Consider the following 18,435-nt stretch of genomic DNA (forward strand, 5'->3'; position numbering starts at 1 on the left):
CATGCCCGACGAATACCGGGCGCTCGCCACGCATCTGATGATGGTGCATACGGAAGGGGAGCTGACCGGCGCGGACGACTACACGCAGGTGTTCTACAACCTTGCGCCGAATGCATACGAGAAATTCGTTTGCTGCGAGCGTGCGGCCGAGGAGGTGCGGCATTACGAACTGAGCGCCGAGGTGCTGGCGGACCTGAACGTCGATACGAGCGCGATGCTGACGCAGCATTTCCAGGCGCGTCCGTATTACGCGAACGAACTGGTGCGCGGCGTACGGAACTGGATGGAACGGGGCATCTTTTCGTTCCTGGGCGAGGCGGTCGTGCTCGAGCATCTGCTCGAGTTTCAGGAGTCGAGCTACGCGCCGTTCAGCGAGATTTTCGTGAAGCAGATCATCAAGGACGAGCACGTTCATGTCGCGCACGGGTTTCGCATCATTCGCGACGCATGCGCATCCGACGCGGGACGGCAGCAGGCCCAACAGGCGCTCGACCGTCTGTGGCCGCATATCCTCGGGCTGTTCGGGCGGGACGAATCGAAGCGCTCCGCGTTGTACGTCAAGTGGGGGCTGCGAAAGACGACGAACGGCGAGCTGCGACGCCATTTCGTCCGCAAGATCCTGCCGAAACTGGGCGCGCTCGGGCTCGTGGTGCCGGAGATGTCTACCCGCGACGGGGCGCTGTCATGATCGACGCACGCGACATCAAGGCGCGGCGCAAGGAGCTGATTGCCGAACGGCTGCCGGCGCTGCTCGAACAGGATCCGGCGCTGGCCGCACGATTCAACGAGGTCCGGCGATTTTCGTCGCTGGTCCGCGCATCGGAGTATCACCTGACAAATGCATGCAATATCCGGTGCAAGGGTTGTTGGTTCTTCGAGTTCGGTCATGACCAGCAGTCGCACGAAGTGAAGTCGATCGGGCAGTGGCGAGCATTCGTCGCCGCCGAACGCAAGCGGCGCGTGAACTGCGTGCTGTTGATCGGCGGAGAGCCGACGCTGTTTCGCGACCGGATCGCGGCTTTCGTCGACGAAATGCGCTACGTGTCGATCTCGACGAACGGCTTGAATCCGCTGCCGAACATTGCACCGTTCGAGCGCGTGACGGTGTTCATCTCGCTGTTCGGCGGCGGCCCGCTCGATGACGCGCTTCGCGCGATCCGGCCGGGCGGCAGCCGATTCGAAGGCTTGTTCGAAACCGCGCTCGACAACTATCGGGCCGATCCGCGCGCCACGTTCGTATTCGCGGTGACGGAAGACGGCATCGGCCATATCGAACCGACGGTGCGGCGCATTCGCGACAACGGCAACGTCGTCACGTTCAACTTCTACAGCAAGTACGATACGGGCCACCCGTTGCGGATGGAAAACGGTCGGCGCCTGCTGGCCGAAATGTTGCGCGTCGCACGCGCCTATCCGGACACCGTGCTGAACCATCCCGCGCATATCGAGGCAATCGTCACCGGCCGCGCATGGTGCGGCGAGTTCGGCTACGACGTGTGCCCGAGCGTGAGTCAGGACCATCCGGGCAATGTCGAACGATTGACGAACGGCCACGCGGCGCTGCCGATGTTCAACACGTGGAAACCGGATCTGCAGACCGTCGAGTTGTGCTGCACGTCGGGCCATTGCGGCGATTGCCGCGACAGCCAGGCCGTCTACAGCTGGCTGATGGTGAGCCTCGACAAGTCGCTCGACGGTATCGAGTCGCTGCGGAACTGGGTCGGCGTGGCGGAGTGTTACTGGAAGCAGTTCATCTGGTCGCCGTTTCGCGACGCGCCGCGAGCCGATGTTCCGGACGATGCCGTGCCGCTAGCCGTAATGCCGGCCCGGCAGCCCGAGGCAGTGCGATGACGGCGTCCCATGCCGGCTGGGCCGCCGAGGCGCTCGACATTCCCGGGCCGGCCGACGCGCGCGCGCAATGGCAGGCGTGCCTCGGCGCGATGCCGATCATCGACCACCTGGGCGCGTCGCTCGACCTGTCGGACCCGCGGATCGTTCGGCTGGCGCTGGTGACGCGTACGCAAGCGCACGAGGGCGGACTCGGCACGGACGCGCTCAACGGCGCGATCATCGCGGGCCTGCTCGATTGCGCGATGTCGGTGACCGGCGTGCTGCACATGCGGGGCCGCACCTGCGGCACCGTCCAGATGTCGATCCAGTTCATGAAGCCGGTCCGAACGGCCTACCCGGTCGTCGAATGCGTGGCGATGCGTCGCTCGCCCAGCGTCGTGTTCGTCGAGGCGCGGCTGATCGAAGGGCGGGGCCGCTGCAGCGTGCTGGCCACCGGCGTGGTCGGGGCGGCTACGCTGGCGCAGCGCGCGTCCGGACGCGACGGTCGCAGCAACTGGTCGGAACGGGCAGCGCTGGCTGCGCTGCTCGAGAAGGATCAGACCGCTGCGTGACGGGTGCGCATTGCGATGCGGCCCGCGCGCGGTGCGCAAACATGGAGCGCCGTTCACTTGCTCCAGGCGGCGCAGGATGTCGCGGCGTCGATCGAGCGCGCCGCTGTCAGGCGTGGCCGATCACGACGCGTCGCGATTCTTTTTCCCGGCCGGCGTGCTGCCCGCCGCCGGAAACGCGCCGACGCCGCGCGGGCGTTTCGGTTCGATCGCCGTGTTGCCGATCACGTGCCGGAAATCGATCTCGTGCGCGGCGAGCGCGCCGATGAGGGTCGCGATGACCGCGAGGTGGGAGGGGACGGTGCCCTTGCTCGAATAGTTCGTGATGGAACTTTCGTTCATCCGGATCAGACGGGCGAATTCCCGCGCCGTCAACTGCGCCTTCTTCAACTCCTGTTGAAATTCCGCATACGCCATTGCACACATGTCGCTTCATCTCCGCAAAACGCGAATCGACCCGGGCGGCGCCGGCGCCGACGGGTGGCGTGCCCGTCGTGCCGGCGTCGCCGCGGGTTACATCTTCACCTGGTCGAGGAAGGTCTTCTTGCCGCTCTTGTAGCCGTAGATCGAGATGATCCCGTGCGTCAGGTCGCCCTTCGCGTCGAACGTCGTCGTGCCGATCACGCCTTCGTACTTCGTCGACGGCATCGCGGCGAGCACCTTCGCCGGGTCGGTCGAATTCGCCCGCTTCATCGCGTCGACCGCGATGTAGACCGCGTCGTACGCGAACGGCGCATCGAACTTGATGCCCTGGTTGAAGCGCTTCTGGTACTTCGCGAGGAACGCCGCGCCGCCCGGCATTTTCTCGAGCGCGGCGCCCGCCTGCGAGCACAGCACGTTGTCGGCCGCCGGGCCGGCCAGCTCGGCCAGCGAGTCGGTGCATACGCCGTCGCCGGACAGGATCTTCGCGCGCAGGCCGAGCTGCCTTGCCTGCTTCGCGAGCGGGCCGCCAGTGGCATCCATGCCGCCGTACATGATCGCGTCCGGGTTCTCGCCCTTGACCTTCGTGAGAATCGCGCGGAAGTCGACGGCCTTGTCGTTGGTCGCGTCGTGCGACAGCACCTTCAGGCCGAGCGCCTTGGCCTTCTTCTCGAATTCGTTCGCGAGGCCCTGGCCGTACGCGGTCGAATCGTCGATCACCGCGACGCTCTTCACACCCTTCGACTGCGCGTAGCTCGCGAGTGCCGGACCTTGCTGCGCGTCGGTCGCGACCACGCGGTAGGTCGTCTTGAAGCCCTGCTGCGTGTAGGTCGGATTCGTGGCCGACGGCGAGATCTGCACGATGCCCGCGTCGCTGTAGATCTTCGACGCCGGGATCGACGTGCCCGAGTTCAGGTGGCCGATGACGGCGACGACCTTGTCGTCGACGAGCTTCTGCGCGACCTGCGTCGCCTGCCGCGGGTCGGCCGCGTCATCCTGCGCGTCGAGCTGCAGCGTGATCTTCTTGCCGCCGATCGTCAGGCCCTTCGCATTGATTTCCTCGACCGCGAGGCGCGCGCCGTTCTCGTTGTCCTTGCCCAGGTGCGAAATGCCGCCCGTCGTCGGTTCGACGCTGCCGATCTTCACGACCTGGTCGGCCATCGCGCCCGACGCGGCCGCGAATGCGGCGGCTGCGAGTGCGACGGTGATCAGGGGTTTGCAGCGCATGCCGACAGTGCTTCGTTCCATCTGCCATCTCCGTTGATTGATATTTCTAGTGCCGTCCGGCCGCTTGCGCGCCCTTGTGAGGCGATCGGCGTGGAGGACGAATTTCCATGACCCGTGAGGGGGCCGGCTTGCATGCCGCCGGGCGCTCGACGTCGACGGAAAACGCCGGCGTCGAGCGGTTCCCGAGCGAGCGGGATGCTTTCGTCAGACGACACGCAATTGGTATGAATATATCCGAACGCGTATGCGCCCGCTTCGCCGAATTGCGTAGCCTTGCGCAAATGTGAGGCGATTCGCGTGATTGTTGCGCCGGCTCGTCGTGCAGGTTGGTGGCCGTTTCGCGCCGCTGTCGATTGCTCCGATTATTCGACCGGGCCGATGCCGATGGCCATGGACAGTGCGATGCAATCAATCGAGAACTGTTCGGTCGGTTTGTCTGCACACTTTCATCGCCCTCTGCTTGATGCAACTAACGGTCAAGCCGGGCCGCGTCGGCGAATTGGCGCGGGTCGATATGAGCGGCGTATACGTTCTGCCTTGCAGATAAGCGGGCCCGACATGACCGACCCGTGCCGGATCGTCCCTCAGATCGGTCGCGTGCTGTTCGACGAATCCGCGACCCTACGCCCGTCCGCGCAACGCGACGACTATCACGCCGGCAATAGCAAGCAGCCCGCCGCACACCGTCTCGATGCCGGGCCGCTCGCCGGTCAGCATCATCGACAATGCGGTCGCGACCGCCGGCGTCAGGTAGAGAAAATTGGCGGCGCGCGCCGCGCCGAAGTAGCCGAGTGCGACAGTCCACGTTGCGTAACCCAGCGCGGCGGGAAAGACGCCGAGCACCAGCACCGCCAGCATCGTGTCGTGCGACGCACCGCCGAGCGACACGAGCGCGCCGGGCAACCATGGCGTGAGCAGGAGCGCGCCGGCCAGCAGCGTATACGCTGCGCAGGGCAGCGCGCCGTACACGGGAATCAACCGCCGCTGCAGCACGAAATAGCTGGCCGAACACAGCGCCGCGCCGAGGATCAGCGTGCTCCCCGAGCCGAGCACGAGCCCGCCGGGTTGTCCGTGCGCGATCACCGCGATGCCGGCCAGGCTGAGCAGCGAACCGGCCCATCCCCAGCGATTGAAGCGTTCGTGCAGAAACACCGCGGCCAGCAGCGCCGTGAAGATCGGCAGCGTGTTCACGATGAAGCTCGCCGCGCCGGCCGACACGGTTTGCTCGCCGGTATTGAGCAGCGCGTTGTAGAGTGCGATGCCGAGAAAGCCGCAGACGAGAAAGCGCAACGCATCGCGTGTCGACGGCTTCGCGGGTCGCCGCCACGCCAGCCATGCGATCACGAGCATGGCCGCGGTCGCGAAGCGCGCGGCCGCGAGTTGCAGCGGCGCCAGCCCGTGCAGGCCGATCCGGATGAACGGGAAAGCGGAGGCCCACGAGACGATCGTGAACGCCACCGCGCCGGCCGCGACGAGCGGCTGTCGCGCGTTGCGCGACGAGGAGGAAAGGGTATTCATGCGACAATGGTGCGGGCTGGCGAGATGTTAAGCTAGCGCACAGATCAACATCCGAATATGAATATGGCTCACAGCTCGGTGCGGCGCCGGGCCGACGGCTCGGCGCGCACGTCTCGGCGTGTGGCGGACGCGCTGCCGGCCGTCACGCCGGCACCCGGCTCGCGGCCGCCGCTGGCGAGCCTGGAGACTGTCTGCATGGTGGCGCGCCACGGTTCGTTTCTGGCGGCCGCCGACGTGTCCGGCGTCACGCACGGCGCGATCAGCCGGCGCGTGGCCGCCGTCGAGAACTGGCTGGGCATGGCGTTGTTCGAACGCCATGCGCGCGGCGTGCGCCTCACGCCGGACGGCCAGCGCTTCGTCGGCCGGATCGAACAGGCGTTCACGATCATCGACGGCGCGGCCGACCAGTGGCGCTCGCCGCGTGCGCCGCGGCTTGTCAAGCTGAGCGTGGTGCCGGCATTCGCGCAGCTCTGGCTGTTCGAGCGGCAGCATGCACTCGAGAGCGAAGCGCCCGCGTTGCGCATCGAGCTCGGCATCGAAGTGCGCAACGTGGATATCGCCGCCGGCGAGGCGGATCTGTCGATTCGCTACGGGCGCGGCAACTGGCGTCAGCTCGAAACCCGTGAGTTCATGCCGGAGACGCTCCATCCGGTCGCGCATCCGCGGCTCGCCGCGCAGCTGGCCGCGCTGCGCCGTCGAAGCGGCGATGCCGCGCTGCTCGAGATGCCGCTGCTGCACGATTCCGACGTGACCGGCTGGCGTACCTGGTTCGACGCGCTCGGCATTGCGTTCAAGCCGCGCGCGCAGGATCGCCGCTTCGAGGATTACAACCTCGTGCTCGCGGCGGCCGAAGCGGGGCTCGGCGTGGCGCTCGCGCGGATGCCGCTCGCGGATGCGTATCTCGAGCGCAGCGCGCTCGTCCGCGTGAGCCGGCACGAGGTCGAGTCGCCGCTCAGGTATCACTTCGTGCATGCGAAGGGCGAGAATCGTCCGGAGGTGCTCGCGCTGATGGAGCGGATGCGGGCGGCGCTGGGGCAGGCGGTACAAGCGCCGGCGCGTGCGTCGAAGGGCGCCTGACATCGCAGCGGCTCGACCCGGGATGCCGGATGATTGACAATGCGATCGCGGAAAAACGCGAAATCCGATAATGAATGAGAATCGACAGTTTCTGCAGACGTACGGATGCAGAGGGAGAGAGTGAGTAATGAACAGACCAGACAAGTCGTCGAAAGCGCGCGCGGCGCTCGACCAGCTGTTTTCGGGCATGGCGCCCGCGGACGCGCAGCAGCGCGCGTCGCGTCCGGGCAACCCGTTCGAAGCGGCAGGCGACCCCGCCGGCCCCGACGGCCGGGTCGAAGTCACGTTGTCGACGCGGATCCAGCTGCGCGGCTATCCGGGCGCGGACGCGTTCATGAAGCGCATGGCCGAAGCCTGGGGCCTCACGTGGGGCGCGTACGACGTGGTTCGCGCGACGGCGACGCTGCCGGCCGGCTGGCGCTCGCGCCGGCTTCCGGACGTCACGCAGATCGTCGACGAGCGCGACGTGCTGCGCGCGGAAAGCAGCCTGCAGGGCGGCGAGATGTCGTATCTGAAAGTGCATCCGCGCTACTACATCGATGCGCGCAAGGGGTTCGGCTGGGGCAAGTCGTCGAAGTCGTCCGACGATCCGGATGGCGACGGCCCGGACTGGAACTGCTACGTGATGGATCGGGAAAAGTCCGTCGAAGTGCACGAGCTGACGACGTCGTCGTCGAAGGCTGACATGGACAACGCGCGTGCGGCGTTGCTGAAATGGCTCGACGAGCACTATCCGAAGCATCGCGATCCGTTCGCGTACTGGACGGACTGCGAACGTCCGTTGTAGGCCCTGCCTTGGGGCGAGTGGCGATCGTGGAGGGCGCTTGAAGCGGAACGGTCCGGTGCCGATTCTGTGGGCCGCGTTCGGCGCGGCGGTCGGCTCGACCGTCATCGAGCTGATGCTCTGGCCGATCGCCGGCGAAGATGCGATTCACAACCTGCTCCGCGATGCGCGCCTGACGGCCGCGATCGTGATGGGGCGAGCCGTGCTCGGCACGTCGTCGGGGTTCGATCCGCTGATCATGGGCGTCGCGACGCTGGTGCATGCCGCGCTGTCGCTTGCCTATGCGGCCGTGCTGGCGAAGCTGGTCCGCAACCTGTCGCCCGGCGCGGCGCTGCTCGCGGGCGGCTTGTTCGGACTCGTTCTCTATGGCGTCAACCTGCACGCGTTCACCGCGATCTTTCCGTGGTTCGTTCCCGTGCGCGGCGCGATCACGCTGGTCGCCCATCTGGCCTTCGGCGTGACCGCCGCGGGCGTCTACTGCATCGTGCGGCGCTCGCCGCGCGCCTGATCGACGGCGGTTGCCGCGTCGCGCTTTCGCATCACGACCCCTGGAATAATCTGCCGTGCCCGGTCGTTCAATCGGTGGGTGACCCTATACGAAGCCGGCGCCGTGCGTGACGCCAAGGGTCGAATGGTCGGGGGCAACAATGCAGGAGCCGATCATGTGCAACTTGTTTCGGTTCGGGATGGGCGTCGTCTGTCTCGGGTGTTCGGTGTGCGTCCTTGCGCAAACCTACGACGATGACTCGCCGGACGAAGGCACCCGTTGTCGCGCGGTCGTCGCGCAGGCGGAAATCGACGGCACGGAGCAGCAGATCGTCGGGCGTGCGTGCCGGCAAAGCGACGGCACCTGGCAGATGGTGCAAAGCCCGGACGGCAGCATCGTGTGGTACCCGGACACCGCCTATCCGTATACCGACCCGTGGTACTGGGGGCCGGCGGTTTTCGTCGGCACGGGCGTGAGTTTCGTCTTCATCGACCGCTTCCATCATCACCATCACTTCGACCACTTCGGTCACTTCAGTCACTTCGACGGAGTCGGGCACGGCCACGTCGGCGTTCCGATGGGCGCGGGCTTTCACCATGGCCCGGCCTTCGTGGGCGGCGGCCACGGATTCGGCGGGATGCGACGGCATTAGACCTGGGCAACACGGCGCGCGGCGGACGCACATCGCAACGTGCGCCGCCGGCTCGACGCGAGGCGACGTGCGCCGTCAGAACTTGTGGCGAACGCCGACGATCGCGAGTTCCTGCGTATCGGTGCCGGCGTTCACGCCATACGAGCCGACCGATGCCGCGGCCTTCACGATCGCGCCGCTCGCGTTCAGCGTATTGCCGCTCGCCTTCTGGTAGCCGAACAGCGCATACAGGTCGGTGCGCTTCGACAGCGCGTAGTCCGCGCCGAGGTTCACCTGGTTGTAGTGCGCGGAGGCCGGGCCCGTCAGCGACGTGTAGTTGTAGCCGACACCCGCGCGTAGCGCCGGCGAGAACTGCCAGTTGAAGAACGCCGAGCCGTTGTTGAACTTCGCGTTCTGCGTGAAGGCCGACAGCGTGTCCGCGCCGTACTGCGTGTTCGAATACGCGAGGCCGAAGGTCGCCGGCCCAGCCACGTACTGGCCGGCCACGCGCACGATCTGGATCGACTTCGCGCTCGAGAAGCCCTGGTTGATCACGGTATTGAACAGCGTGTCCGAACTGCTCGACCACGTGCGCACGCCGCTCGCGACCGTCGAGCCGCCGTTCGCGAAGAAGTAGCCGGCGCCGAGCGACAGCGGGCCGTTCGCGTAGCTCAGGCCGAAGCTGTAGGTGCGGCCGCTGCCGGTCGCGCCCGCGACGCCGCCGAAGCCGTACAGCGCGGCGAACTGGAAGCCGGAGATCAACGGGCTCGTGTATTTCACCGCGTTGCCGACGCGCAGGCTGTTGTCGTAGTTGTCGAGGTCGCCCGGCGTCGCGAATACGCCGCCGAAGTAGTTGTCCTCGGTGAGGCCCTGCACGAGATCGACGACCGGATCGTACTGGCGGCCGAGCGTCACGGTGCCGTAGGTGGTGTTCGCGAGGCCGACGACGGCCTTGCGGCCGAATTCGCGCCCGCCCTGGCCGAGCGCGCCGGTGCCGAGGTTGAAGCCGTTCTCGAGCTGGAACAGCGCGGACAGCCCGCCGCCGAGATCCTCGATGCCGCGCAGCCCCCAGCGGCTGCCGGACAGATTGCCGCTGCTGAACCTGACGAGGTTCGACGCGTTGCTGCCGTTCGCGTTGCGCACGTTGTGCACGTACGCGATACCCGCATCGGCGATGCCATACAGCGTGACGCTGCTTTGCGCGTGCGCGCCGGCCGCATGGAGCGAGGCGGGCAGGGCGAGCAGCGCGAATGTCCGGATTCGTTTCATGATTGGATTCCCCCGTTGGTCGATAGGTCTGACGAGTCGGTGAACGATACGGACGGCGCATCGTCGAGGGAACCAACAAATTGTCGGATCGTTATGAGGCGGGGCGGCGTATCGCGGTATCGTTGCGTGTGCAACGAGTGTGGCGGGAAGCGGCTTCCGGCATCTGCGCTCGCCGCCCGTGCGGTCCAGCAACATGCGTTCGCAGTGAACGGCGATGCGGCGTGAAATATCTGCGTTGACTATCATGCTTGGATCGTGCGCCGCGATGGCGGGTCCAGCTGAGCGGAACCGGTCACCGCTGCGCGTTGGATGCGGGCGTCGCGTTACGATCGCGCGTATCGTCCACGCCGGCGTCGTTCACAGCCGGCTCATCGGCCGCGCGGCTGCACGGTCGCGCGGCCACGTTCGGGAGAAGCGGTTCATGCTGCAGGCGTTCGCGGTCTTGCTGACCTTCCAGTGTCTCGGGGAAGGTGTGTCCTATCTGTTCGGCCTGCCGGTGCCGGGCCCCGTGATCGGCATGCTGCTGCTGTTCGGCTTCGTGATGCTGCGCCCGCGGGTGGCCGACGCGATCGAGCCGACCGCGCTCGAGCTGCTGCGCCATCTGTCGCTGCTGTTCGTGCCGGCCGGCGTCGGCATCATGGTGTCGGCCGACCGCGTGCGCGGCGATGCGCTCGCGGTCATCGTCGCGCTCGCGGTGAGCACGTCGCTCGCGATCGCCGTGACGGCGCTCGTCACGCGCGCGCTGCTGCGCCGCCAGCGGCGCGGGCACGGCGCGGCGGAGAGCACGCCATGACTGCCTTCCCGAAACTCGGCGCGATCTGGGTCTACCTCGCCGCGACCCCGCTGCTCGGCCTGACGATCACGCTGATCGCCTACCTGATTGCACAGGCCGTCTATGCACGCGCACGCTTCAACCCGCTCGCGAACCCGGTGCTGATCGCGGTCGCGCTGATCGTCGTGCTGCTGACGATCACGAACACGCCGTATCCGACGTATTTCGAGGGCGCGCAGTTCGTCCACTTCCTGCTCGGCCCGGCGACCGTCGCGCTGGCGCTGCCGCTGTACCGCCAGTGGTCGAAGCTGCGGCGCGCCGCGGTGCCGCTGCTCGTCGGGCTGCTGGCGGGCTCGCTGACCGCGATCGTGTCGGCGGTCGGCATCGCCGCGCTATTCGGTGCGTCGCACCAGACGATCGCGTCGCTCGCGCCGAAATCCGCGACCACGCCGATCGCGATGGCCGTCGCGCAGGCGATCGGCGGGATTCCGTCGCTGACCGCGGTGCTGGTGATCTCGACCGGGATTTTCGGCGCCGTGTGCGCACGCGGAATCCTGAACGCGCTGCGTATCGAGGAGCCGGCCGTGCGCGGTTTCGCGCTCGGCGTCGCGTCGCACGGGATCGGCACCGCGCGCGCGTTCCAGGTCAGCGAGGAGGCCGGCGCGTTCGCCGGGCTCGGGATGGGCCTGAACGGCGTGCTGACCGCGTTCGTCGTGCCGATCCTGCTGCCGGTGCTGTCGCGCTGGATCTGAGCGGCGGCACGCGTCGGCCGCGCGTCGAAGCTATCGGTTTCCCTGATGGCCGCGTGCGCCGCGCCGGCCGGCCGGGCGGCTGCCGCGCACGTATCGCTGCCGTTATCAGGAGAATTCAGGAACCGGCACGGACATTCGTGCGACGATCGGCTAACGTTGCATCGGCGCCGTCGTCGCACGCCGACACCCGTCGCGTGCGTGCCGGCGTTCGACCCACATCCAACAATCGACAAGGAGAACCGGCGATGACGAAGTTTCGCGTGGTTTCGGTGGCAGTGGCAGTAACGGCGTCGTTCGGTCTGCTGTTGACCGCGGCGCCGGCGGCATACGCGCAGGATCCGGCGTCCGCGCCGACGCAAAAGCAGCTCGACAAGGCGCAGAAGAAGGCCGCCCGCAAGGCAGCCCGCGCGCGCCATGCGAAGGACCTGAACGCGATCGGCACGGGCAGCGGCTACCGGCTGACCAACGACCAGAGCAACTACCCGCAGAACGCGGTGGAAAAGGCGCCCGCGACGAAAGCGGCGCCGGCTCCCGCTCCGGCTCCTGCCGCGCCCGCATCGGGCCAGTAACGGCCGGCGTTCGCGGCCGGTGTTCGCGCAATGACGAACGGCGCCGGTTCGACCGGCGCCGTTCGTTCGTGTGCGCGCCGCGGACCCGGGCTTGCCGAGGCCGGCGGCGCCCGCGTTACGACGCGAGCTTCACGGCCAGTTCCGCGACGTGCTTGCCCTGGTAGCGCGCGATGTCGAGCTCGTTCGCGCTCGGCTGACGGCTGCCGTCCGCACCGGCGAGCGTGGTCGCGCCGTACGGCGTGCCGCCCGTGATCTCGCTCATGTTGACGAGCCCGCTGCATGCGTAGGGCACGCCCACGATCACCATCCCCTGGTGCAGCAGCGTCGTGTGGAACGACGTGATGGTCGTTTCCTGGCCGCCGTGCTGCGTGCCGGTCGACGCGAACACGCTGCCGATCTTGCCGACGAGCGCGCCCTTCATCCAGAGGCCGCCGGTCTGGTCGAGGAACGTGCGCATCTGGCCGGCCATGTTGCCGAAGCGGGTCGGCGTGCCGAAGATGATCGCGTCGTAGTTCGGGAGCTCGTCCACGGTGGCGACGGGCGCGGCCTGGTCGACCTTCACGCCGATGGCCTTCGCCTGGTCGGCGGGGATGGTTTCCGGCACGCGCTTGAGCGTGACCTCGACGCCGGGCACCGATTTCGCGCCTTCCGCGACGTGCTGCGCCATCGTTTCGACGTGCCCGTAGGACGAGTAGTAAAGAACGAGTACCTTGGCCATGATGCGAATCTCCGATTGATAAGGCAAGGCCCCGCGGTCAGCGGGGCCTGGTTTTCCGAACGGGCGTCACGCCCACTCGGCCGTCACTTCGACCGGGCGCAGGTCGAATACCAGCACCTCGGCATCCTTGCCGTCGGCGAACGTCAGCGCCTGTTCGTCGCGGATACGTGCGCCGTCACCTTCGCCGAGCGTCACGCCGTTGACCGTCACGCTGCCACGTGCGACATGCACGTAGGCGAAGCGGCCCGGTGCCAGTTCGAGCGTGGCGCGCTCGTCGCCGTCGAACAGGCCCGCGTAGATCCGCGTGTCCTGGCGGATCTTCAGCGAACCGCCGTTACCGTCGGGCGACACGATCGGCGTGAGCTTGCCGCGCTTGTCGGCCTCCGCGACATTCGTCTGCTGATAGCGCGGCTCGGCACCCTTCTCGGACGGTCCGACCCAGATCTGCAGGAAGTGGACAGGCGTTTCGTGCGAGTGGTTGAACTCGCTGTGACGCACGCCGGTACCCGCGCTCATCAACTGGACGTCGCCCGGCACGATTACCGACCCGGTGCCCATCGAATCCTTGTGCTCCAGCGCACCGTCCAGCACGTACGACAGGATTTCCATGTCGCGGTGCGGGTGCGTGCCGAAGCCGCGGCCCGGTGCGACGCGGTCGTCGTTGATCACCAGCAGGTCGGAGAAGCCGACTTGCTTCGGATCGTAGTAGTTCGCGAACGAAAACGTGTGACGGGAGCTGAGCCAGCCGTGTTCGGCATGGCCACGTTGGTTTGCTGCACGAGTCTCGATCATGATTTTGTCCTGGAAGTCGCCGGACCTCGAAAGTGGGCCCGGCCGTTCGTTGAGATGAATCTTAGGTCAATCGATTTGACAAATAAATGGTTGTAGAGATAATGACTGTCACTTTCAGGTGGACAATATGGAACTCAACGACCTCCGGATCTTCGTGTCGACCGTCGATGCGGGCAGCTTTACGGCGGCGGCCGATCAACTGATGCTGTCCAAGCAATTCGTGAGCCGGCGCACGATGGCGCTGGAGGCGTCGCTCGGCGTGCGCCTCCTGCATCGCAATACGCGCAATCTCGCGGTCACGGAATCGGGGCAGGAGTTCTATGCGCGCGCGCAGCGGATCCTCGCCGAGGTCGCCGACGCCGAGCAGGCGATGTCGGTGCGCAGCACCGAACTGCATGGCTCGCTGAAGATCAGTGCGCCGCTGTCGTTCGGGATCACGCACGTGTCGCCGCTGATCGCCGAATTCCTGGCCGCGCATCCGGCCGTGCGGCTGAACCTCGACCTGACCGACCGGCGCGTCGATCTCATCGGCGAGGGCTTCGACCTTGTGCTGCGGATCGGCGCGCTCGAGGATTCGACGCTGATCGCCCGCCCGCTCGGTGCGTGGAAGATGATCGCGTGCGCGAGCCCCGCTTACCTGAAGCGGCAGGGCACGCCCGACACGCCGGCCGATCTCGCCGCGCACACGTGCCTGCTGTACGGCCGCGAGCGGCGCGTCGGCTGGGAATTCCGGATCGACGGGGCGGCGCGCACGTTCGACGTGCAGGGGCCGCTCGTCGCGAACAACGGCGAAGTGGTGCGCGACGCGGCGATCGCGGGGCTCGGCATCGCGCTGCTGCCGCATTTCATCGTCGGCGCGGCGCTCGACAGCGGCGCGCTCGTGCCGGTGCTCGACGCGTACGCGCCTTCCCCGATCACGCTGAACGCGGTGTTTCCGCAGCATCGGGAAGGGTTCGTCACGCTGCGCACATTCATCGGATTTCTGGCGGAGCGGCTGGGTATGCGGAGGTAGAGGGCGGGGGGCGGGCGCGATTGATCGGCGGCGCGCATTCGCGTTAGGCTTCGACGGGGCCGACGGTCCACAGGGCATGCCGGGCCGGGCGTTTTTACCTCGCATCGCATTGAGCACGTAGCTTCTACTCGCTGCGATCCACGACGAGTCCAATGACAATGAAAAACCAACCGAATGCTCGCGCCGGCGAGCGAGGGCAAACCGTGATGCACGGCCGGGATGCGCGGCGCGCGAACCTGCGATCCGCGATGATATTGGCAGTCCTGATGATCGCGCCGATGGCCGCGCACGCGGCCGGCTTCGACTGCACGAAAGCTGCTTCGCCGACCGAGAAGGCGATCTGCGCGGATCCCGCGCTGTCGTCGCTCGACGGCCAGCTGGCCGCGGCGTGGAAGAAGGCGCTTGCGAAAGGCGGCGATACGGCCGCGCTGAAGGCGGCCCAGCTTCAATGGCTGAAGCAGCGCGACCGCTGCGGCGCCGGCGTGTTGTGCGTCGGCGATCGCTATCGCGAGCGGCTCGCGAGCCTGAACGGTGCGCCGCTGGCAGCCGACCGGTGGCAGCAGACGTGGTATCGCGACAGCGACACCCCGTCGTTCGGCGGCGTGCTGACGTTCACCGGCACGGCGCCGCGCCTGCACTTCGAACTGAGCGGCAACAACGGTGCGAATACCGGCGGACTCAGCGGCGATATCGAACTGCACGGCGACCGCGGCACGTTTCGCCAGGATCAATGCCGGCTCGATTTCAGCCACAAGGGTGGGCGAATGCAGGTCGCGCAGCAGGGCAGCGATGTCGATTGCGGCGCCGGTTCCGGCGTCACGTATTCAGGTGACTACGTGACGGCATCGAAGGCGCAGGCGCGTCCGCCGGCGGATCTCGTTACCCTGAAGGTGCTGACCGACGCGCGGCAGAACGCGGTCGCGCACAAGCTGCTCGGCGCCGACTATCAGACGCTCGTCGACATGATCAACGTCAGCGCGGACGAGAAGGATCTCGACGGCCTGAACGCCAGCGTGACGTCGTACTGGGTGCGCGGCATCGCGACGACGAACGCCGCGATCGTGATGCAACGGGGTACCGACCTGTGGATCGGGCTGCTCGTGTTCGATGCGCATGACCAGGTGCGGATGCGCTACTACTCGAACGTGCCGACGTGGAAAAAGACGGTGCCGAAGACCATTCGCGCGTGGCACGACAAGCTCGACAAGACGCTTCCGATCGACCTCATGTGATCGGGCGGGACGGCGGGGCCGATACGCGTGTCGGCCGGCTGTTGGTAAATCGAGCTTTTTTATGGCTTTCTTGCCATTCGGTTTTTTCCGAGTGGCAATTGAATTTGTCCCGCGAAACATGTCGTCGGCACCCGCAGAGGCATCCTGATCGGACGACGATGAATGGTGGGCGGCAATATGACGGTGCGTCCGAAATCGTCATACTATTGCGCTCGAAATCCTTCTCCGGAGCTTTCTGCAATGTCATCGCCCATCGACGTTCACTTCTTCCGCGTCCTTGCGGACAGCTACCAGCGACTGCTCGACAAGCCGCTCGTTCCCGCCGGGATGGGCACGTCCGAAGCCGCGAGATGGCTGTACGAGGAAGCGCTTTTCGGGATTCTCGCGCACGATGTAGCGGTGGACCCCGTGTTCGTCTACGGCAACAAGCGCGCGCAGGCCATTTTCGGATATGACTGGGACGAACTGACGGCACTGCCTTCACGGTTCTCCGCGGAGCCGATGGAGCGAAGCGAACGCCAGTCGTTTCTCGAGCAAGTGGCGCGAGACGGCTTCGTGTCGGGATATCGCGGGATACGCATCACGAAGTCGGGCACACGCTTCTGGATCGATCACGCAACGGTGTGGCAACTCACCGATTCCGCCGGGAATCACTGCGGTCAGGCAGCGATGATTCCGGAGGTGCGCGCCATTGGATAGTTTCGCGACGCTGGCGCGAGTGCCGAACCTGGGCCGGTGCGGTGCGTGGATCGACATCGTGGGCTGCTTCGCTGTGCTTCAACGTCACGATCCGTACGCAGATTGCCATTGCAGCGTGCTCCGGTCAGTGAGCGGCAACCACTCGCAACAAAACACCCAAATGGTTTTTTACGTACTCTCGATTGGTAGAGTAGAATGAGACATGATCATCACTCATTTGGGAGAACAAGATGGCTGCCTCCTCCTCTATTAGTCGCCATCCTATCGGGCATCCCGGCGGGCGGCGCGCGGCAAAGCACGCCGCAACTCCAGCACGCTTCGGTGCGAACCAAGGCGATTTCGCTGCTTTCCTGCATATGGCACCGATGTCACAGCGGCGCATAATTGCCGATGGCTTCGACGCGACGATCGTCGAACGCGTTGCGCGTGACCTGCTCGGAGTGTCCGTCCAATCACTGTTGACTTCATTGAGCCTGCCGAGCTCGACGATCCTGCGGAAAATTGCGAAAGAGGATCGCCTCTCGCAAAGCGAGTCCGATCGGCTCGCGCGCGTCCTCTATGTACACCAGCTCGCGACAGAAGTGTTCGAGGACGACACCCGTGCAGCAGAATGGATGAATCGTGGGAACGTCGAACTCGACGGTCATAAGCCGATCGAGGTTCTCGACGTGCAGCCTGGCTACGATCGCGTGCGCGATATCCTGAACCGAGCGCAGTTCGGGGTCGCCGCGTGAAGCTGTATCGACTCGCAAAAGAACGAAAGGGCCACTACCTGGCCGACGATTTGAGCGGGAACGGCGCGGCAATCGCAGGTGGGCGCTGGAATCCGCGCGGGATGCGTGTGCTGTACACCTGCTGTCATGCGTCGACGTCGCTGCTCGAGGCGCTGGTCCATATGTCCGGCATTCTCCCTGCAGGGGGGCTATTCCTTGTGACCATCGAGGTACCGGACTCGGTCTACGAAGGCGCCTTCGAGCCTGAACTTCCCGATGACTGGGCGACACTGTCGGAAGACCCGGTGTCGACGGCGCAGGTCGGGCGGGGATGGCTCGAGAAGGCCGACCAACTCGCAATGCGGGTACCCTCCATCGTCTGTCCGACCGATTTCAATCTCCTATTGAATCCCTTGCATGACGACTTTGCTGCAAGTGTGAGGGTGGTCAGCAAGGAGCTATTCAAGCTCGATCCCCGGCTCTTCGGATAACCAAGGGGCACACCGGTCGCATAGCAGGTGCGCCGGTAGACACGCTTCAAGCGCATTACGAATTTTCTTTTGCAGTGGCTTCGTTTGCGCTGCCCCAGCGGCCGCATATCACGCGTTTGTTACGTGACAATTGTCCACTCAATCGAGACAACGAATCTTGTTTCGACGGATTGATGATTTTCGGTGAGACAGTAGACTGCACCCGTGCTTCGCCAGAACCGATCCGCACCGCGCCACGACGGCGCGACCGGATGGGTTCTTCGGCAGCGGGCCGACCGGCCCGCGGTTTGATCGTGCGAGGCGGGTTCGTTGTCGATCTTTGGGTTCGCCGTTGTGGCGGACGTCGGCACCGAATGCGTCAAACCATCCATTCAAGGTGATTGCTATGCGTTACGTTTCGCTGGATTCGAAGAAGGACGAGCTGCTGTTGGCGGGCCGCGTGCTAATGATGATTCTGTTCGTGCTGTTCGGCTGGCAGAAGCTGAACGGTTTCTCGGGCACGGTCGCGTACATGGCGTCGACGGGGGCGCCGTCGCCCGAGCTGTCGGCGGTGATCGCGGTGGCGGTCGAGCTGGTCGGCGGCGCGCTGATCGCGGTCGGGTTCTATACGCGTCCGCTCGCGCTGGTGTTCGCGGTCTATACGCTCGCGACCGCGTTGATCGGGCATCGCTACTGGGCGCTGCAGGGCATGGACCAGTACCTCGCGATGATCAACTTCTACAAGAACATCAGCATCATCGGCGGGCTGCTGTTGCTCGCGGTCAGCGGGCCGGGGCGGTATTCGTTCGACCGGAAGTAAGCGGGCGCGCGACTTCGCGCCACAGAAAGGGCCCGGTGCGCGCAGCCGCGAACCGGGCCTCGTTTCATTACGCG

22 protein-coding genes are annotated in these 18,435 nt (G+C 66.0%); 16 read left to right on the plus strand and 6 right to left on the minus strand.

Features of this window, described 5'->3' with window-relative positions; all coding sequences use genetic code 11:
- Window position 1: 1 nt before the first annotated feature.
- From FFI87_RS29790 to FFI87_RS29800, 3 genes are read left to right on the plus strand one after another with little or no spacing between them, the layout of a single operon-like run.
- Window positions 2-688 carry a Phenylacetic acid catabolic protein gene (locus FFI87_RS29790; RefSeq protein WP_012372181.1) on the plus strand — a complete coding sequence of 229 codons (687 nt, stop codon included), beginning with the start codon at window positions 2-4 and terminating at the stop codon, window positions 686-688.
- The gene (locus tag FFI87_RS29795) at window positions 685-1,851 is read left to right on the plus strand and encodes a radical SAM protein (RefSeq protein WP_138850782.1); all 1,167 of its coding nucleotides are present in this window, start codon (window positions 685-687) and stop codon (window positions 1,849-1,851) included. The genes FFI87_RS29790 and FFI87_RS29795 overlap by 4 nt, the downstream gene beginning before the upstream one ends.
- Window positions 1,848-2,402, plus strand: a complete 555-nt coding sequence (locus FFI87_RS29800) for a PaaI family thioesterase (protein ID WP_138850783.1) — start codon at window positions 1,848-1,850, stop codon at window positions 2,400-2,402. Before FFI87_RS29795 ends, FFI87_RS29800 begins: the two co-directional genes overlap by 4 nt.
- 120 nt (window positions 2,403-2,522) lie before the next feature.
- Here the strand turns inward: FFI87_RS29800 and FFI87_RS29805 are convergent, their stop codons facing one another.
- The 3 genes from FFI87_RS29805 to FFI87_RS29815 all read right to left on the minus strand — a co-directional run bounded on the left by FFI87_RS29805 (window position 2,523) and on the right by FFI87_RS29815 (window position 5,564).
- Entirely contained in the window at window positions 2,523-2,825 is a 303-nt protein-coding gene (locus tag FFI87_RS29805; RefSeq protein WP_138850784.1) for an XRE family transcriptional regulator, read from the minus strand.
- A gap of 87 nt (window positions 2,826-2,912) precedes the next feature.
- A complete protein-coding gene (locus FFI87_RS29810; RefSeq protein WP_006756574.1) occupies window positions 2,913-4,067 on the minus strand; it encodes a branched-chain amino acid ABC transporter substrate-binding protein in 1,155 nt (384 codons plus the stop codon).
- Between the two features lie 600 nt (window positions 4,068-4,667).
- Entirely contained in the window at window positions 4,668-5,564 is an 897-nt protein-coding gene (locus FFI87_RS29815; RefSeq protein ID WP_138850785.1) for a DMT family transporter, read from the minus strand.
- 57 nt (window positions 5,565-5,621) lie between these two features.
- Here FFI87_RS29815 and FFI87_RS29820 point away from each other — a divergent pair, with 57 nt between their 5' ends.
- From FFI87_RS29820 to FFI87_RS29835, 4 genes are all read left to right on the plus strand, one after another.
- Window positions 5,622-6,641, plus strand: coding sequence for a LysR substrate-binding domain-containing protein (locus FFI87_RS29820; RefSeq protein ID WP_138850786.1), 1,020 nt, complete (start codon window positions 5,622-5,624; stop codon window positions 6,639-6,641).
- 127 nt (window positions 6,642-6,768) lie between these two features.
- On the plus strand, window positions 6,769-7,428 hold the full coding sequence (locus FFI87_RS29825) for a nitroreductase (protein ID WP_138850787.1): 660 nt from the start codon (window positions 6,769-6,771) through the stop codon (window positions 7,426-7,428).
- 37 nt (window positions 7,429-7,465) lie between these two features.
- Window positions 7,466-7,933, plus strand: a complete 468-nt coding sequence (locus tag FFI87_RS29830) for a hypothetical protein (RefSeq protein ID WP_012372187.1) — start codon at window positions 7,466-7,468, stop codon at window positions 7,931-7,933.
- Window positions 7,934-8,087: 154 nt separating this feature from the next.
- Complete coding sequence (locus FFI87_RS29835) at window positions 8,088-8,564, plus strand: hypothetical protein (protein WP_138850788.1); 477 nt, start codon at window positions 8,088-8,090, stop codon at window positions 8,562-8,564.
- A 75-nt stretch (window positions 8,565-8,639) separates the two neighbouring features.
- On the opposite strand, the gene FFI87_RS29840 is transcribed toward FFI87_RS29835, so the two are convergent.
- Complete coding sequence (locus tag FFI87_RS29840; protein ID WP_138850789.1) at window positions 8,640-9,812, minus strand: porin; 1,173 nt, start codon at window positions 9,810-9,812, stop codon at window positions 8,640-8,642.
- A 421-nt stretch (window positions 9,813-10,233) separates the two neighbouring features.
- Here FFI87_RS29840 and FFI87_RS29845 point away from each other — a divergent pair, with 421 nt between their 5' ends.
- The 3 genes from FFI87_RS29845 to FFI87_RS29855 all read left to right on the plus strand — a co-directional run bounded on the left by FFI87_RS29845 (window position 10,234) and on the right by FFI87_RS29855 (window position 11,905).
- Window positions 10,234-10,605 (plus strand): CidA/LrgA family protein, encoded by a 372-nt coding sequence (locus FFI87_RS29845; protein WP_012372190.1) that lies wholly within the window; start codon window positions 10,234-10,236, stop codon window positions 10,603-10,605.
- Window positions 10,602-11,336: an LrgB family protein gene (locus FFI87_RS29850; protein WP_138850790.1), complete on the plus strand. Its 735-nt coding sequence runs from the start codon at window positions 10,602-10,604 to the stop codon at window positions 11,334-11,336. Before FFI87_RS29845 ends, FFI87_RS29850 begins: the two co-directional genes overlap by 4 nt.
- A 245-nt stretch (window positions 11,337-11,581) precedes the next feature.
- Window positions 11,582-11,905, plus strand: coding sequence for a hypothetical protein (locus FFI87_RS29855; RefSeq protein ID WP_011660954.1), 324 nt, complete (start codon window positions 11,582-11,584; stop codon window positions 11,903-11,905).
- Between the two features lie 115 nt (window positions 11,906-12,020).
- On the opposite strand, the gene wrbA is transcribed toward FFI87_RS29855, so the two are convergent.
- A complete protein-coding gene (wrbA, locus tag FFI87_RS29860; RefSeq protein ID WP_006750590.1) occupies window positions 12,021-12,623 on the minus strand; it encodes an NAD(P)H:quinone oxidoreductase in 603 nt (200 codons plus the stop codon).
- Between the two features lie 66 nt (window positions 12,624-12,689).
- Window positions 12,690-13,415, minus strand: coding sequence for a pirin family protein (locus tag FFI87_RS29865; RefSeq protein ID WP_012372193.1), 726 nt, complete (start codon window positions 13,413-13,415; stop codon window positions 12,690-12,692).
- 127 nt (window positions 13,416-13,542) lie between these two features.
- Between FFI87_RS29865 and FFI87_RS29870 the strand changes: the two genes are divergently transcribed.
- From FFI87_RS29870 to FFI87_RS29895, 6 genes are all read left to right on the plus strand, one after another.
- Window positions 13,543-14,427: a LysR family transcriptional regulator gene (locus FFI87_RS29870; protein ID WP_011660956.1), complete on the plus strand. Its 885-nt coding sequence runs from the start codon at window positions 13,543-13,545 to the stop codon at window positions 14,425-14,427.
- Between the two features lie 206 nt (window positions 14,428-14,633).
- Window positions 14,634-15,659, plus strand: coding sequence for a lysozyme inhibitor LprI family protein (locus FFI87_RS29875; protein WP_138850898.1), 1,026 nt, complete (start codon window positions 14,634-14,636; stop codon window positions 15,657-15,659).
- A 240-nt stretch (window positions 15,660-15,899) separates the two neighbouring features.
- Window positions 15,900-16,358 (plus strand): MEKHLA domain-containing protein, encoded by a 459-nt coding sequence (locus tag FFI87_RS29880; protein WP_138850899.1) that lies wholly within the window; start codon window positions 15,900-15,902, stop codon window positions 16,356-16,358.
- A gap of 230 nt (window positions 16,359-16,588) precedes the next feature.
- Window positions 16,589-17,092 carry an antitoxin Xre/MbcA/ParS toxin-binding domain-containing protein gene (locus tag FFI87_RS29885; protein ID WP_012372197.1) on the plus strand — a complete coding sequence of 168 codons (504 nt, stop codon included), beginning with the start codon at window positions 16,589-16,591 and terminating at the stop codon, window positions 17,090-17,092.
- On the plus strand, window positions 17,089-17,562 hold the full coding sequence (locus FFI87_RS29890; protein WP_012372198.1) for an RES family NAD+ phosphorylase: 474 nt from the start codon (window positions 17,089-17,091) through the stop codon (window positions 17,560-17,562). Before FFI87_RS29885 ends, FFI87_RS29890 begins: the two co-directional genes overlap by 4 nt.
- A 385-nt stretch (window positions 17,563-17,947) precedes the next feature.
- Complete coding sequence (locus FFI87_RS29895) at window positions 17,948-18,361, plus strand: DoxX family protein (protein WP_012372199.1); 414 nt, start codon at window positions 17,948-17,950, stop codon at window positions 18,359-18,361.
- Window positions 18,362-18,435 lie beyond the last annotated feature (74 nt).

This window comes from Burkholderia sp. KBS0801 (assembly GCF_005937855.2).
GTDB classification, from domain to species: domain Bacteria; phylum Pseudomonadota; class Gammaproteobacteria; order Burkholderiales; family Burkholderiaceae; genus Burkholderia; species Burkholderia ambifaria.